Below are 12,734 nucleotides of genomic sequence, written 5' to 3' on the forward strand. Positions count from 1 at the left end.
GGAAATGCGGCATTTCCGTCCCCTTTGTTCGAGAAATCTCTCGTTACTGGCGACCGTCGCGTTTATCCGCCACCGCTCGAAACGGCGAACAATGAATTCGCTCCATGCCCGATACCCGTTCCTCGCGTCCGCCCGCGAGGCGGTTCGGGACGCAAACCTGGACCCTGCGGCGGTTATCGCGGGCGAGGGAGAGCGCCACCCCGCCGTCGAGCGTGGCGTGGAGCGCGTGCGCCGAGCACTGCTCGATGGAACCGTGCGCGCCCCTGACGACGGACGACGGTGGGCGACATCGACGGAGGTGCTTTCCTATCCCATCGCCCGACTGTTAGTGTCGCTCCTCAACGCACCGGGTGCGGTGGAAAAGTACGCCAGCGCCGAGGCGACGACGGCCTACGAACGGTTCACCGCCGATTTCGAGACGCCCGACGACGGCCTGAAGAGCACGGGCGGAACGTCGCTCACGCTCCAACAGTTGCTCGCGGATTTCGACCTCTCGGAGGACGTTCGTCGCGCGCGGCGACGACTTCGGCGTCGACGTCGTCACCTACATCTCGCTCGCGGGTGACTACGGCGACGATTGGCGACTCGTCACGCGCCAACTTTCGGACGGCGTCGTCACCGTCTCGCAGGCCGAACTGCACGAACTGCTCCGGACGGCGGTGGAGGTGCGAATCGCCGAGGATCTACCGCTTTCGGTCCCCTCGGAAATCGCGGCCGCACTCGACGAGGAACTGTCGGAATTGGAGTCGTCGTTCACCGACGCGGACTTTTCACACGATATCGACACGCTCGCCCCGGAACTGTTCCCGCCGTGCATGACGGCGCTGCTCTCGCGGATGCGGGACGCGGAAACGCTTCCCGCCCACTCCGAGTTCACGCTCGTCTCGTTTCTCGCCAGCATCGGACTCGACGCGGACGAGATACTGTCGCTCTGTGAGGTTCGAGAATCGGGTCGAGGAGATCGGCTACGCGCTCGAATCGAGCGCGTCCGCGACGAGCGAACGACGCAGTTCGCGCCGCCGAGTTGCGCGACGTTACAGGCGTACGACGACTGCGTGAACCAGGATCAGCGCTGTGAAACGGTGACGCATCCGCTCGTCTACTACGAGGATGCGCTGGATGAAAACGGGACCGTGACCGACTGGCGCGACCGTTAGTGCTGATTCGCCAACCAGAATCCGACGCCAGTCATGACGAGAATGAAGAGTGCGATGACGCCGACGATTTCGAGCGCTCCCGCTCCAGTGATACCGCCGGTATCGTACTGAGATCCGACGATATACATCGCTACGATAAAGAATCCAACCGACACGACGGAGACGACGATGTCGCGGAGCGTATCGCCCTCGAGTTCCATGCTCTGGATTTCCCGGGGTTACATCAAAAGTTCTCCGCTTCGCGGTCGGCGCTCGTCCGTCGTCGTGAGCCACAGATTTTCCTTCATTTTTGACGGCTCAGAAATACGAATCGAGGATTCAACGAGCCATTTCCGTCGAGTTCGCCGCCGAAACGGTCTCAGCTTGCGTTGACAGGTGAAAGCCTTAGGGTCGTTCGGCACGTACCCTAATACGTCGAAACCACCGCTGAGGAGTCGCAACGTGCTGATTTTCGTCGCCGGGTTTCACGGAGGAAGCACCCATGATAGACACAGCCGCTTCCAGAAAAGTATCGCTGGCTCCGCTGGCGGAGACGGAGGAGACGAATCCACGCTCACAACGTGCCAGAGCGGAGCGAATGTCCGTCACGCCGCTCGGTGGCGGACTGTACGAAGTCGAAAGCCAGAGCGACAACACGTACTTCGTGGACCTGATCGGGGGTCGCTGTACCTGCCCCGACCACATGATGCGGGGCGTCCGGTGCAAGCACATCCGGCGGGTCGCCATCGAAATCAACGAGGGGCGCGTACCCCCGCCGGGAAAGGAGGCCGTCGAGTGTACACGATGTGACTCGACCGTCTTCGTGGACGAGAAGACGGCCGCCGCCGGGCCGCACTTCTGTGACCACTGTCGGCTCGAACCCGGCGAACCCGTCGTGGACCGCGCGAGCGCGACCTGCTGGTCGTCGTTCGGATGACCGACTACAGGGCCGACCAGGTCGAGGTACCGGGCCGCGACTGCACCGTCGCCGAGTATCCCACGAACGAGGGCTACCCGGCGGACGACCCGGTGGTCGAAGTGCTCTACCCGATTCCGTCGGGGCTTCGACCCGAACAGGTTGAGTCGCGTCACCTTCGGCGCTACTCGTTCCCGCGCTCGCGGCTCAAGCGGCCGGGACGCCCGAACGAGCAGTCCGAGTTGACCGACTTCCCGGACGCCGAGTAGTCGGATCGATTTTTCAGTATTTTCGAGCTTGACCGCGGAGCGACCGTTATTCCAAAATTTCCGTCGCCTCTTCCACCGAGAGAACGCCTTGATCGACCGCGTGCAGGATGTCCGAGACGCTGTGTTTCGATTCCTCGTCCTCGTCGTCGCTTTGGAGGTCGTCCATCGAGTCCCCGTCCTCCAGCGCTTTCTCCTTTTTCACCCGGTAGTTCCCGCCTTTCGTCTGGTGCACGTCGGCGGGGTGGAAGAAGTACCAATCCTCGCGGTCGAAGCGCACGCCGATCTTCGGTTTCGCGCCGAAGTTCTGCGAGAAGTAGACCAGCGCCTCGACTTCCTCCCCCGTGAGATAGATCGGGTCGCCGGAACTCGATTTCGCCTCGATGGCGTAGAAGACGTTCCCGTTCCCGGCCAGCACGTCCGGCAGTTCGCGCTGGGTCGCACCCCCGCTCGCGGGAGCGCGCATGACCGCAAATCCGACCTCGTCCAACCTGTTGACGAGTTCGCGCTCCCGTCTGTCGCCTTTCCGATTCGCCATATGGTCGATGGTCGGCGGTCGCGGGCAATAAAACGGCCGATAGCGCGGCGAAAGTGGAAGCGAGGACGTGATGATTCTTGTTTTTGGTCGAGCAGGTCCATGGAAAGTCCCTAACCGTTCGCTACGATGAGACGTTTCTGATTCATATGCGATTTCAATAACTGTGATGAAGACTTCGAAAGCCCCCGCCCGCTCGCGGTTGCTGTGCAGGATATTTTGGCCTCTCAACACCGCTCGGCCAAAATAGTGGCCCACACAGCAACCAAGTAAACGCGACCGAGCGGCCCCTTTCAGTCCACCCACACATCGCAACCGCCACCGCACCACGTCCTCCCCAACCGATTTCTCCTTCGTCGTTTCACTCCTCAGTCGTCATCCCTCGCGCGGGCGCACTGCCGTGCGCCTTCGCGCGCCGTGCATCTGGTCCGTAGCACTCAGTCCATCCAGCCGGGCGGCGCGCGAGAAACGCGTGCGAGGGATGAGCGGAACGACTGTAGGGAGTGGAGTTCCCGTGAGTTTGCGAACGGGAGCAGGGGAGAGCAAAGCTCTCCCGAAGCGAATCGGTTGGGGAGGCGTGTGGTGCGGTGCGGTTGCGGTATTCGTGCGGCTCGGTCATTGCAATCACAACTGAATCAGATTCGTCTGTTCGTAGCGGGCGGATGGTGGTTTTCGAGGTTGTCCTTTCGGTAACTGTAATCGCAGAATGACAGAACTCAGCAACTCGTCGTAATCGGACGCGAAACCCCACAAAAATCCCCTTTCTATTCCTGTTTACGTCCCATGCTGCCAGCTTCCCATGTACTCCGTCTGCTCGTCGGAGAGGGAATCGAACTCCACGCCGTCGGCGTCGAGTTTGATCTCGGCGATTTCCTTGTCGAGTTCGTCGGGCACGTCGTGGACGCCAGCGTCGTATTTCTCGCCGTTTTCGACCATCTCTCGCACACAGGCCGACTGCACGCCGAAGCTCTGGTCCATGACTTCGACGGGGTGACCCAGCGCGATGGGTGCGGCGAGGTTGACGAGGCGGCCCTCCGCGATGACGTTGAGTCGGCGGCCGTCCGCCATCTCGTACTCGTGGACGCCGTCGCGGGCGTCTCGCTCGGCGACGGCGAGGTCCGAGAGGTCGTTGAGGTTGACTTCCACGTCGAAGTGACCCGCGTTGGCGAGCAGGACGCCGTCCTTCATGACCTCGAAGTGCTCTTCGGTGATGACGTCGCGGTTGCCCGTCGTCGTGATGAACACGTCGCCGACCTCGGCGGCCTCGGCCATCGGCATCACGTCGTAACCCTCCATGTGGGCTTCGAGCGCGCGGCGCGGTTCGACTTCGGTGACGATGACGTTCGCGTTCTGGCCCGCCGCCTTCTTCGCGACGCCTTTGCCGCAGTAGCCGTAGCCGCCGACGACGACGTTCTTCCCGGCCCACGAGAGGTTGGTCGTCATGGCGATGGTCGCCAAGGACGATTCGCCCGTGCCGTGGACGTTATCGAACAGGCGCTTCATCGGCGTGTCGTTGACGGCGAAGACGGGGTAGTCGAGCGCGCCGTCCTCGTCCATCGCGCGGAGTCGGTGGACGCCGGTGGTCGTCTCCTCACACCCGCCGATGACGGTGTCGATGAGTTCCGGATAGTCCTCGTGGATGGCGGCGACCATGTCCATGCCGTCGTCCACGGTGATGGTGGGTTCGAGGTCGATAACGGATTCGATGGCCTCGTAGTAGCCCTCGTCGTCCACGCCACGCTTCGCGTAGCTGGTGATGTTCGGGTGTTCGTCCAGCGCGGCGCTCACGTCGTCGTGGGTCGAGAGCGGGTTACAGCCTGTGACGGCGACTTCCGCGCCACCCTCGGCCAGCGTCTCGACGAGGACGGCGGTCTTCGCCTCGACGTGCATTGCCATGCCGATTCGCTGCCCCGAAAGCGGTTTGTCGGCGACGAACTCCTCCTGAATCGTCGTCATGATCGGCATGTGCTGGCGCGCCCAGTCCATCTTGCGGTGCCCCTCGACGCGAGCGGACTCCAGGTCGTCCAATTGCTCGCTTATCGGCGGGTAGTCTGCCATACGTTCGAGATGGACGAGCGCGTTGAAAACGGTACCGAAGAAAACAGGGATTCGAATCGTCACCAGCGATCAGTCGTCCGGCGCGTCGAAGATGTCCTCGATGGAACAGCCGAAGTATCCCGCCAGTCGAAACGCGAGTTCGAGGCTGGGGTCGTATCGCCCTCCCTCGATGGCGTTGATGGTCTGACGGGAGACATCGACCACGTCCGCGAGGTCGGCCTGCGTGAGGTCGGCTTTCGCCCGCCTAACTTTGAGGTCGTTTTCCATCGCTACATCACGCGTCTGTAGTACAGTCCCGACCCGAAGTAGACTGCCTGTCCGAGCAGAAACGCGAGAAATTCGAACCGAACCTTCTCGAAATTGTCGAAGCCGTGCTGGTAGACGTGGGCCACCACCACCGCCAACAGCAACGCCGATAGCGCGATGTACGCCGTCCGAGAACTTCGGCGACCGATTTCGAGCGCGCGTTCGTCTGCGGTTTCCATGTAAAGTACTCTTTACTTGATGTCTGTAAAACTTTCCACCGGACTGGCTGTTCTGTCGCTACGTGGACCGGCTTTCCACTCGTGTCCTGTCGCTATCGAGTCGGCAGCAGGAAAATCGAGAGACCCTCCTCCGAAAGAGACGCCCTTCCAAAGACAGAGACGCCCTTCCAAAGACAGAGACGCCCTTCCAAAGACAGAGACGCCCTTCCGAAAACTCACTCCGTCGCGCGTGCGACCAGTTCGTGTGCCTTCTCCTCGGCGGTCTCCCGGACCGATTCCTCGTCCAGCGTCAGCACCTCGCGGTCTTCCATGAGGATGCGCCCGTCACCGATCGTGTGTCGAACGTCGCTCCCGTTGACGGCGTAGGCGAGGTGGCTGACGAGGTCGTGGTGCGGGGTGAGGTGCGGTGCCGATAGGTCGATGACGGCGAGGTCGGCGTTCGCCCCTTCCTCGATTCGGCCGCTGTTGAAGCCGATAGCGTCCGCGCTTCCGGCGGTCGCCATCTCCACGACCGCCTCGGCGGGGACGGCGCTGGCGTCGTTCGCGGCGAGTTTGCCGAGCATGGCCGCGTCGCGCATCTCGTCGAACATGTCGAGGTCGTTGTTCGACGCCGCGCCGTCGGTTCCGAGTCCGACGGTGACGCCCGCGTCCAACATCGCCTGTACGGGAGCCATCCCGCTGGCGAGTTTCATGTTCGAGGCCGGGCAGTGGACGACGCCCGTGCCCGTCTCCGCGAGCAGTTCGATTTCCGCCGTGTTGACGTGGACGCCGTGTGCGATGAAATCCCCTTCCTCGGTCATGCCCTCGTCGCGAGCGTATTCGAGCGGCCGCTCCCCGCGCTCTTCGACGATGGGCGCGACTTCGTCACGCGTCTCGTTTGCGTGATAGTGCACGGGAACGTCCGCTTCCCGGGCGAGCGGGACGTACTCGTCCAGATACTCCTCGCCGACGGTGGTCAGACTGTGTGGCATCACCGCGGTCGAGATGCGACCGTCCGCCGCGCCGTCGAACTCCTGGGCGATGTCGAGGCTCGTTTGGAAGTCCTCGCGCGCGGCGTCCTCGTCCCGTCCGATGGTGACCACGCCGTGGCCGATTCGGGCGCGAAGACCCGCTTCCTCGACGGCCTCCGCGACTTGTTCCATCTCGAAGTACATATCCGCAAAGCCGGTCGTTCCGGATTTGATCATCTCCAACAGACCGAGGTCCGTTCCGGCGCGAACGTCCTCCGGCGTCAGTTCGGCCTCGACCGGCCACACGTCCTCCCGGAGCCACGTGCCGAGCGGTTTGTCGTCGGCGTAGCCGCGCAGGAGCGTCATCGCGGCGTGGCAGTGGGCGTTCACGAGCCCCGGAATCACGAGGTCCCCCTCCGCGTCGAGGGTCTCGTCCGCGTCCGCGACGTCGCCGACGGAAAGGATCGTTCCGTCGTCCTGATTCACCAGCACGTCCGCGCGTTCGACGGTCATGTCCGGTCGTAGTACCTTCCCACCAGAAATTTTGAGCGTCGTCATGGGCCGAAATAGTTCACCCCCTCGCATGACTCTGCTGGATTCCCCCGTGATACGGTACAGTATGGCACAATTTGCAGTTTGAACCGGGAAAGCAAGAGTAATCCGTCTGGCCGACCGAAGCCGAGATAATGCGAATCGCGGTCCCTAACAAGGGCAGGTTGCACGACCCGTCGATGGAATTGCTCGAACACGCCGGGCTGCATGTCGTGGACGGTGCGGACCGCAAGCTGTACGCGAACACAGTGGACCCGGACGTGACGCTGCTGTTCGCCCGCGCCGCCGACATCCCCGAGTACGTGAGCGACGGCGCGGCCGACCTCGGCATCACCGGCCTCGACCAAATGCAGGAGGCAAACCCCGGCAACGTCTCGGACCTCCTCGATTTGGGCTACGGCCAGTGCCGACTCGTGTTGGCCGCACCCGAAGAGGGCGACATCAAAGAGGTAACCGACCTCGCGGGCAAGACCGTCGCCACCGAGTTCCCCAACGTCGCGAAGCAGTATTTCGCGGAAACCGAGGTCTCCCCCGAAATCGTGGAGGTCTCCGGCGCGACCGAACTCACGCCGCACGTCGACATGGCCGACGCCATCATCGACATCACGAGCACCGGCACGACGCTGCGCGTCAACAGCCTCGGCATCATCGACGAGGTGTTGGCGAGTTCGGTTCGACTGTTCGCCCGCGACGACGTGGTCGGCGACGACAAGGTCGATCAGGTCACCATGGCGCTCCAGTCGGTCATCTCCGCCGAAGGCAAACGCTACCTCATGATGAACGCGCCCGAGGACAAACTGGACGAAATTCGAGAAGTAATTCCCGGCCTCGGCGGCCCGACGGTCATGGACATCGCCGGAAACGGCAAGGTCGCCGTCCATACCGTCGTGGACGAACAGGACGTGTTCGAGACCATCAACGAGGTCAAACAACTCGGAGCCAGTGGCATCCTCGTGACGGAAATCGAACGCCTCGTGGACTGAACGGCTCTTTTTGCGCTTCGTTGCGTTTTTGTGGGCAGAAAGAACTTATTTTCTGACGATCGATCACTGATATGGACGTGCTCGCAGTCTACGGATTTTCTGACGCCACCGTCGGTACCGTCATCGCGGTGGCGTGGTTCGCCCTCCTCGTCGTCGGTGTCGTTCAGTATCGGAAGGGTACCCGCTCGCGTCAGCGACTGTATCGAACGATAGCGCTCTCCTTCTTCTGGTTGGCATACGGTTTGTTTCAGATATCGACCGCGCTCGACGGCGTGTTGGACATCGTCATCGGCCTCTTCGGCATGGTTCTGATGATACTCGGTTTCGTCTTCGGCATCCGGTGGTGGCGAGGTCGGAGCAGTGCTGAAAATCCCGAAACATCCGGATAGACTCCCGCGAAGAAATTACTCTCACTTCTGACCGACGGTTCTCATCGACTACGCGCTTGCCGACGAACGTCGGCCGCTCCCCGCAGAGAGCATGTCTACTTCGATGGTGATTTTCTCGTACGGCACGAATGGGGCTTTTGCTCGCCCTTCCTCGCGGAAATAGACGATTCCGTACTCGGCGAGGAGGTTCACATCTGCAACCACTTCGCTCGGGTTGCGGTCGAGTCGCTCGGCAAGTCGTCGGAGACTCATTGGCGGATCATTCTTGATGCTCCGAAGGACTTGGAGCCGCCGCTGTGTCAGAAGTTTTCGCAAATCCTCGGGATTATCGAAATTCAGCAGGTGTGGTACCTGTTCGCCACGCTCGAAGCGCTCCGCAAGTTCGATTTCCCGCTCGGTCGCTTTCTCCTGTGAATCCGCAGTGATGAGCAGGAGTTCGGGATATTCCGCTTCTTCAGGCGTTGGTTCGGTGGTGTGGTCGGTGTCAGTCATCGGTCGTTCACTTCTTGTTTGAATTGCCGGACGTGGCTTGCGAGTCCCTCGAATTCGATTCCGTCGACGGTATCCGGTGTGTGGCGGTGATGCATCCCGACACCTTCCCGGTAGGGGCTGTTGTCGCATCGAAGCAAGGTAGTCCCATCGGCGGTCATATACTGAAATCGGTAGCGAATCCCGTTCGGATACGCTTCACTTTCGGGAACTTGCCATGCACGCATTTCGTATCGGCTCCCGTCTTCGAACTCTGTATCGGCTTTGTAGACCAGCGTCGCCAACCTTGTCGCACCTATGTATGGGTGACACCCCTACACAGATAGTTGTTTGGGTGTATGCCAAACACCCAAACAATCTCCCCGCTCCCCTAAATCCCTGTTGAACTCCAACCCGTCCTCCCCTCTACGCCGTCCCCAACTCCGCCAACAGGTGTGAAATCTGCAACCTGTCGCTCGTCCCTTGTGCCAAGTCCATGTCCACCTCGGCGGCGAGGACGACGAGTTCGGCGAGTTCCTCCCCTGAATAGCGGTTCTGCCGGAAGGCGTCCATGATGGCTTCGAGCACTTCCTCGCCGCTGTAGCCGTCGTCCACGAGCAGGTCGTCCAAGTCCTTGCGGGCGTCGTTGAAATCGCCGCGTTCGGCCTTGTCGAGCATGTCGCCGATGCGGCCGCTGATACCGAAGTTGCGGATGATTTCGTAATCCTCGCTGCTGACTTGGCCCTCCTGTTCGTAGAGCAGTTGCGCGTAGAGGATGGCCTTCCGCACGTCGCCTTTGACGTACCCGGAAATGAGTTGCACGCCGCCTTCGTCGTACTCGACGTCCTCGGCGTCGAGAATCCTCGTGAGAACTTCCTCTATCTCCGTGCTGGTCGGTTTTCGCATCGCCACGGGGAAACACCGCGACTTGATCGGCGGGATGAGCTTCGTCGGTTGGCGCGTGGTGATGACGAACTGCGTCGTCTCGTGATACTGTTCCATCACCCGGCGAAGCGCCTGCTGGAAGTCCTCGCGGATGGATTCGGCGTTGTCGAGGACGATGGTCTTGTAGCTCCCGGTGGAGGGCGCATAGCCCGCGTACTCCTTGAGGACGTGGTTTATCATCTCGCGCTTCGACCAGTTGCGCTTGTACTTGTTCTTCCCCGACCCCTGTCGGTACTGCTTGGAGAACTCCGTCTGCCCCTGGAGGAAATTAGAGAACCGCGGGTCCTCCCGAATCTCCTTCTTCGTTCGGTCGAAGAAGTCGGCGACGTTGATCTCCACGAGGTCGTTGTCCGGGTCGTCGTGTGCCTCGCGGGCCAGTGCTCGCACGGCGGCGGTCTTCCCACTCCCCTCCGGGCCGTGGATGACGAGGTTTATCGGCTCGTTCACCGCCCGCTCCAGATAGTCGCGGACTTCGGGTTGGGGCAGGTCGGCGAGGTCCGGCGCGTGCGTTTCAGTCCACAGCGGCGACTCCATTGCCGTTTTCTACGAAGTCGCCGGACAAGAATCGGTCGGTTGCGCCGCACGCTGAATCGATCCCGACAAAAGAAGCGGTTGATGACTTATAGCAGGTTCCCGATGGCGCTGAAGACGGAACCGATGACGCTCGAATTCGTCGCGTTGGTGCTGGTCGTTCCTGCTTGGGTCGTCGTCTGCTCGGTCATCGTCGCGTTTCCGGCACTCGTCGTTTCGCTCTGGGTCGTCGCGGTACCGGCACTCGTCGTCGGTTGTGCAGTCGCGGTCGCTTGCGACGTCGTCGTCGCAGTCGTGCTCGTTCCTGCACTCGTACTCGTCGTGGTTCCTGCCTGTGTCGTCGCCCCTGCTGTCGCGGTCTCCTGCGACGTCGTTGCGGCCGACGTCGTGGTCGTCGCGTTACCGGCCGACTCGAACGTTATCGTCGCTATTTTGCCGAAGTTACGGGTGTACACGCCGTGCGTGTACGTTCCGGGTTCGACACCGGTGCTGTCGACCTCGTAGCTCACGCCCGTCTGTTGTCCGGGCGAGAGGGTGACGTTCTTCCGCTGAACGACGTTCCCTTCGATTCGGAAGTCCACGGCCTGCGTGAGCGTCTGGTCGGTCGGGTTGTTGATCGTCGCTTTCACGGTGAACGTGTCACCGGCCGTCACGTTCTCCGGTGCGCTGAGACTCTGCACGTCGAACGACGGGCCGAGGTCGTTGACGTTCTCCATGTTCCCACTCGTGGTCGTCGCGGTCTGCGTGGTCGTCTGCTGTGCCGTAGTCGTCGTCGCTGGCGACGTGGTCGTCGTGCTCGTACTCGGCGTGCTCGTCGTTGTACCTGCCTGTGTCGTCGTCGGCGACGTAGTCTGCGTGGTCGCCGCTCCACCACAGCCACAGTTGGCCCCGCTGGTCGTGGTTGCTTGCGACGTGGTCGACGTGGTCGTCGGCGTCGCAGTCGTGGTCGCAGCGGTCGTCGTTGCGGCCGTCGTGGTCGCGGCCGATGTCGTGGTCGCACCACCGGCCTGCGTCGTGGTCGACGTGGTCGTCGGTTGTTCCGTCGTAGTCGTCGTCGCGCCGCCGCCCTGCACCGTCACGTAGGCCGGGTCAATGACGATGTTGTTGTCCACGATGTACGGGATGTCCGCAGTGCCGCCCGACGTGACGAAATCGTACACACGATTTCGGTTGGTGTCGAGATGCGGCATGGCGATGAGCGTCTGGCTCTCGGTCAACGGTTTGTCGAGCGTCACGGTGACGTCCTTGTGCGTGCCCGGCCCGAGGTACTGCGAGGTGCCGACCACGCTACCGATGACGTTCCCGTCCGCAAGACTCGCGTCGTGGATGGTGACGAAGCCACCCTCCGACATGGTGACCGAATCGACCGTCACCGTCTGCCCGTCGCTAGTCTGGTTGTCGAACGTAACGTTCGCGTTCAACTTCGACGGGGACGTCGGTCCTTCCGGAATCCCCGGCCCGCCCGGCATGTAGGGCGCGAGGTTGGGAAGGCTCACGTTCCCCGGCGCTTCCACGACGAACGTCGTGTTCTGCACCGAGATGTCGCGGAGCACCACGCGAACGCTACTGACGTTGCCCGCTGCCGCCGCTTTGGCGTGTTCGGACGCCCGCTTCAGGTCACCCTCCGAAACGCTCGGTCCGTTCTGAACGACGTCGTTTGCCGATTTGTTTTCGAGCAAAGCGGTCGCGTTGATGCGGACCGTCTCGTCCTTCAGGTGAACTCCTTCGACGACCTCGGTTCGGTCCGGGGTCGAGTCGGTCCCGACCACGAACGACCAGTCGGCGATGGAGAACGATTTGACGTGGAAGACGAACTGCTGTCCGGTCGCGTTCGTCTCGTTCGTCGCGTTCCCCGCTCCGCCTTGCTGGCCGACCGAGATCTGCGCCTGGTCGATCACGACCGTGCCGTTCGCGGTGTACGGCCCATCGACGGACCCGTTACCGATGACGAAGTCGTACACTTGGTTCGAGTTCGTGTCCATGTGCGGCATGGCGATGAGCGTCTGGCTCTCGTTGATGGGACGTGCGAGCGTCACGGTGACGTTCTTGTGCGTTCCCGGTGAGAGGTAGACGGAGTTGCCCACCACGCTGCCGACGACGTTCCCGTCGAGCAGGCTCTGGTCGTGGATGGCGACGAAGCCACCCTTCTCCATGGTCACGGACGAGATGACGATCGTCTCGCCGTCACTTTGTTGATTGTCTATCGTTACGTTTGCCTGCGATGTATTCATCTGAGTGACATCGTTCAGGCTCGTAACCTGTGTTTCCGATGCTGTATTTGCTCCCCCACCACCGCCCGACGTCGCTAGCGATGTCGCAACACCGCCGGCGAAGACGACGAGAAGGGACACGAGTACAGCACTCACTGTTCTCGGGATTCGTGTCATATCTCTCCCATTCCGCGTCCGACGTGACGACGAGATGTCGGATAAACCGGTTCGACCGTTCACGCGTTAAGACGCCGATTCGCCGGGTTAAGTCGAAGTTGCGGCGGTTCCCTCGAACGCCCCCGAAACGCGG

At 61.8% G+C, this 12,734-nt stretch carries 14 protein-coding genes and 1 pseudogene; 5 read left to right on the forward strand and 10 right to left on the reverse strand.

The annotated features are described in order from the left end of the window. Positions 1-91 precede the first annotated feature (91 nt). Both A4G99_RS26985 and A4G99_RS26990 read left to right on the forward strand, forming a co-directional pair. A complete protein-coding gene (locus tag A4G99_RS26985; protein WP_223301730.1) occupies positions 92-565 on the forward strand; it encodes a hypothetical protein in 474 nt (157 codons plus the stop codon). Beyond that, positions 549-1,157, forward strand: a complete 609-nt coding sequence (locus A4G99_RS26990; protein ID WP_255359077.1) for a hypothetical protein — start codon at positions 549-551, stop codon at positions 1,155-1,157. The genes A4G99_RS26985 and A4G99_RS26990 overlap by 17 nt, the downstream gene beginning before the upstream one ends. Here the strand turns inward: A4G99_RS26990 and A4G99_RS05585 are convergent. Further along, positions 1,154-1,357, reverse strand: coding sequence for a transporter (locus A4G99_RS05585; RefSeq protein ID WP_066140509.1), 204 nt, complete (start codon positions 1,355-1,357; stop codon positions 1,154-1,156). The two genes, A4G99_RS26990 and A4G99_RS05585, sit on opposite strands and share 4 nt — an antisense overlap. A gap of 281 nt (positions 1,358-1,638) precedes the next feature. Between A4G99_RS05585 and A4G99_RS29775 the strand changes: the two are divergent. Next, positions 1,639-2,321, forward strand: a pseudogene (locus tag A4G99_RS29775) (SWIM zinc finger family protein). A gap of 46 nt (positions 2,322-2,367) precedes the next feature. On the opposite strand, the gene hjc reads toward A4G99_RS29775, so the two are convergent. The 5 genes from hjc to A4G99_RS05615 form a co-directional block, all read right to left on the reverse strand. After that, on the reverse strand, positions 2,368-2,856 hold the full coding sequence (gene hjc, locus A4G99_RS05595) for a Holliday junction resolvase Hjc (protein WP_066140512.1): 489 nt from the start codon (positions 2,854-2,856) through the stop codon (positions 2,368-2,370). Positions 2,857-3,627: 771 nt separating this feature from the next. Continuing rightward, the gene (locus tag A4G99_RS05600) at positions 3,628-4,911 is read right to left on the reverse strand and encodes an adenosylhomocysteinase (protein ID WP_066142355.1); all 1,284 of its coding nucleotides are present in this window, start codon (positions 4,909-4,911) and stop codon (positions 3,628-3,630) included. A 69-nt stretch (positions 4,912-4,980) separates the two neighbouring features. Continuing rightward, a complete protein-coding gene (locus A4G99_RS05605; protein WP_066140515.1) occupies positions 4,981-5,178 on the reverse strand; it encodes a helix-turn-helix transcriptional regulator in 198 nt (65 codons plus the stop codon). Between the two features lie 2 nt (positions 5,179-5,180). After that, positions 5,181-5,396 (reverse strand): hypothetical protein, encoded by a 216-nt coding sequence (locus tag A4G99_RS05610; RefSeq protein ID WP_066140517.1) that lies wholly within the window; start codon positions 5,394-5,396, stop codon positions 5,181-5,183. 215 nt (positions 5,397-5,611) lie between these two features. After that, a complete protein-coding gene (locus tag A4G99_RS05615; protein ID WP_066140520.1) occupies positions 5,612-6,904 on the reverse strand; it encodes an amidohydrolase in 1,293 nt (430 codons plus the stop codon). A 128-nt stretch (positions 6,905-7,032) separates the two neighbouring features. Between A4G99_RS05615 and hisG the strand changes: the two genes are divergently transcribed. Then, on the forward strand, positions 7,033-7,881 hold the full coding sequence (gene hisG / locus A4G99_RS05620) for an ATP phosphoribosyltransferase (RefSeq protein ID WP_066140523.1): 849 nt from the start codon (positions 7,033-7,035) through the stop codon (positions 7,879-7,881). Positions 7,882-7,952: 71 nt separating this feature from the next. Next, positions 7,953-8,270, forward strand: a complete 318-nt coding sequence (locus A4G99_RS05625) for a hypothetical protein (protein WP_066140526.1) — start codon at positions 7,953-7,955, stop codon at positions 8,268-8,270. Positions 8,271-8,318: 48 nt separating this feature from the next. On the opposite strand, the gene A4G99_RS05630 is transcribed toward A4G99_RS05625, so the two are convergent. The 4 genes from A4G99_RS05630 to A4G99_RS05645 all read right to left on the reverse strand — a co-directional run bounded on the left by A4G99_RS05630 (position 8,319) and on the right by A4G99_RS05645 (position 12,445). Next, the gene (locus tag A4G99_RS05630) at positions 8,319-8,762 is read right to left on the reverse strand and encodes a transcriptional regulator (protein ID WP_066140529.1); all 444 of its coding nucleotides are present in this window, start codon (positions 8,760-8,762) and stop codon (positions 8,319-8,321) included. Further along, the gene (locus A4G99_RS05635) at positions 8,759-9,043 is read right to left on the reverse strand and encodes a DUF6516 family protein (RefSeq protein ID WP_223301733.1); all 285 of its coding nucleotides are present in this window, start codon (positions 9,041-9,043) and stop codon (positions 8,759-8,761) included. The genes A4G99_RS05630 and A4G99_RS05635 overlap by 4 nt, the downstream gene beginning before the upstream one ends. Before the next feature lie 121 nt (positions 9,044-9,164). Further along, the gene (locus tag A4G99_RS05640) at positions 9,165-10,217 is read right to left on the reverse strand and encodes an AAA family ATPase (protein ID WP_066140533.1); all 1,053 of its coding nucleotides are present in this window, start codon (positions 10,215-10,217) and stop codon (positions 9,165-9,167) included. A gap of 86 nt (positions 10,218-10,303) precedes the next feature. After that, positions 10,304-12,445 carry a hypothetical protein gene (locus A4G99_RS05645; RefSeq protein ID WP_066140536.1) on the reverse strand — a complete coding sequence of 714 codons (2,142 nt, stop codon included), beginning with the start codon at positions 12,443-12,445 and terminating at the stop codon, positions 10,304-10,306. Positions 12,446-12,734: the final 289 nt, after the last annotated feature.

This window comes from Haladaptatus sp. R4 (genome assembly GCF_001625445.1).
Lineage (GTDB): Archaea > Halobacteriota > Halobacteria > Halobacteriales > Haladaptataceae > Haladaptatus.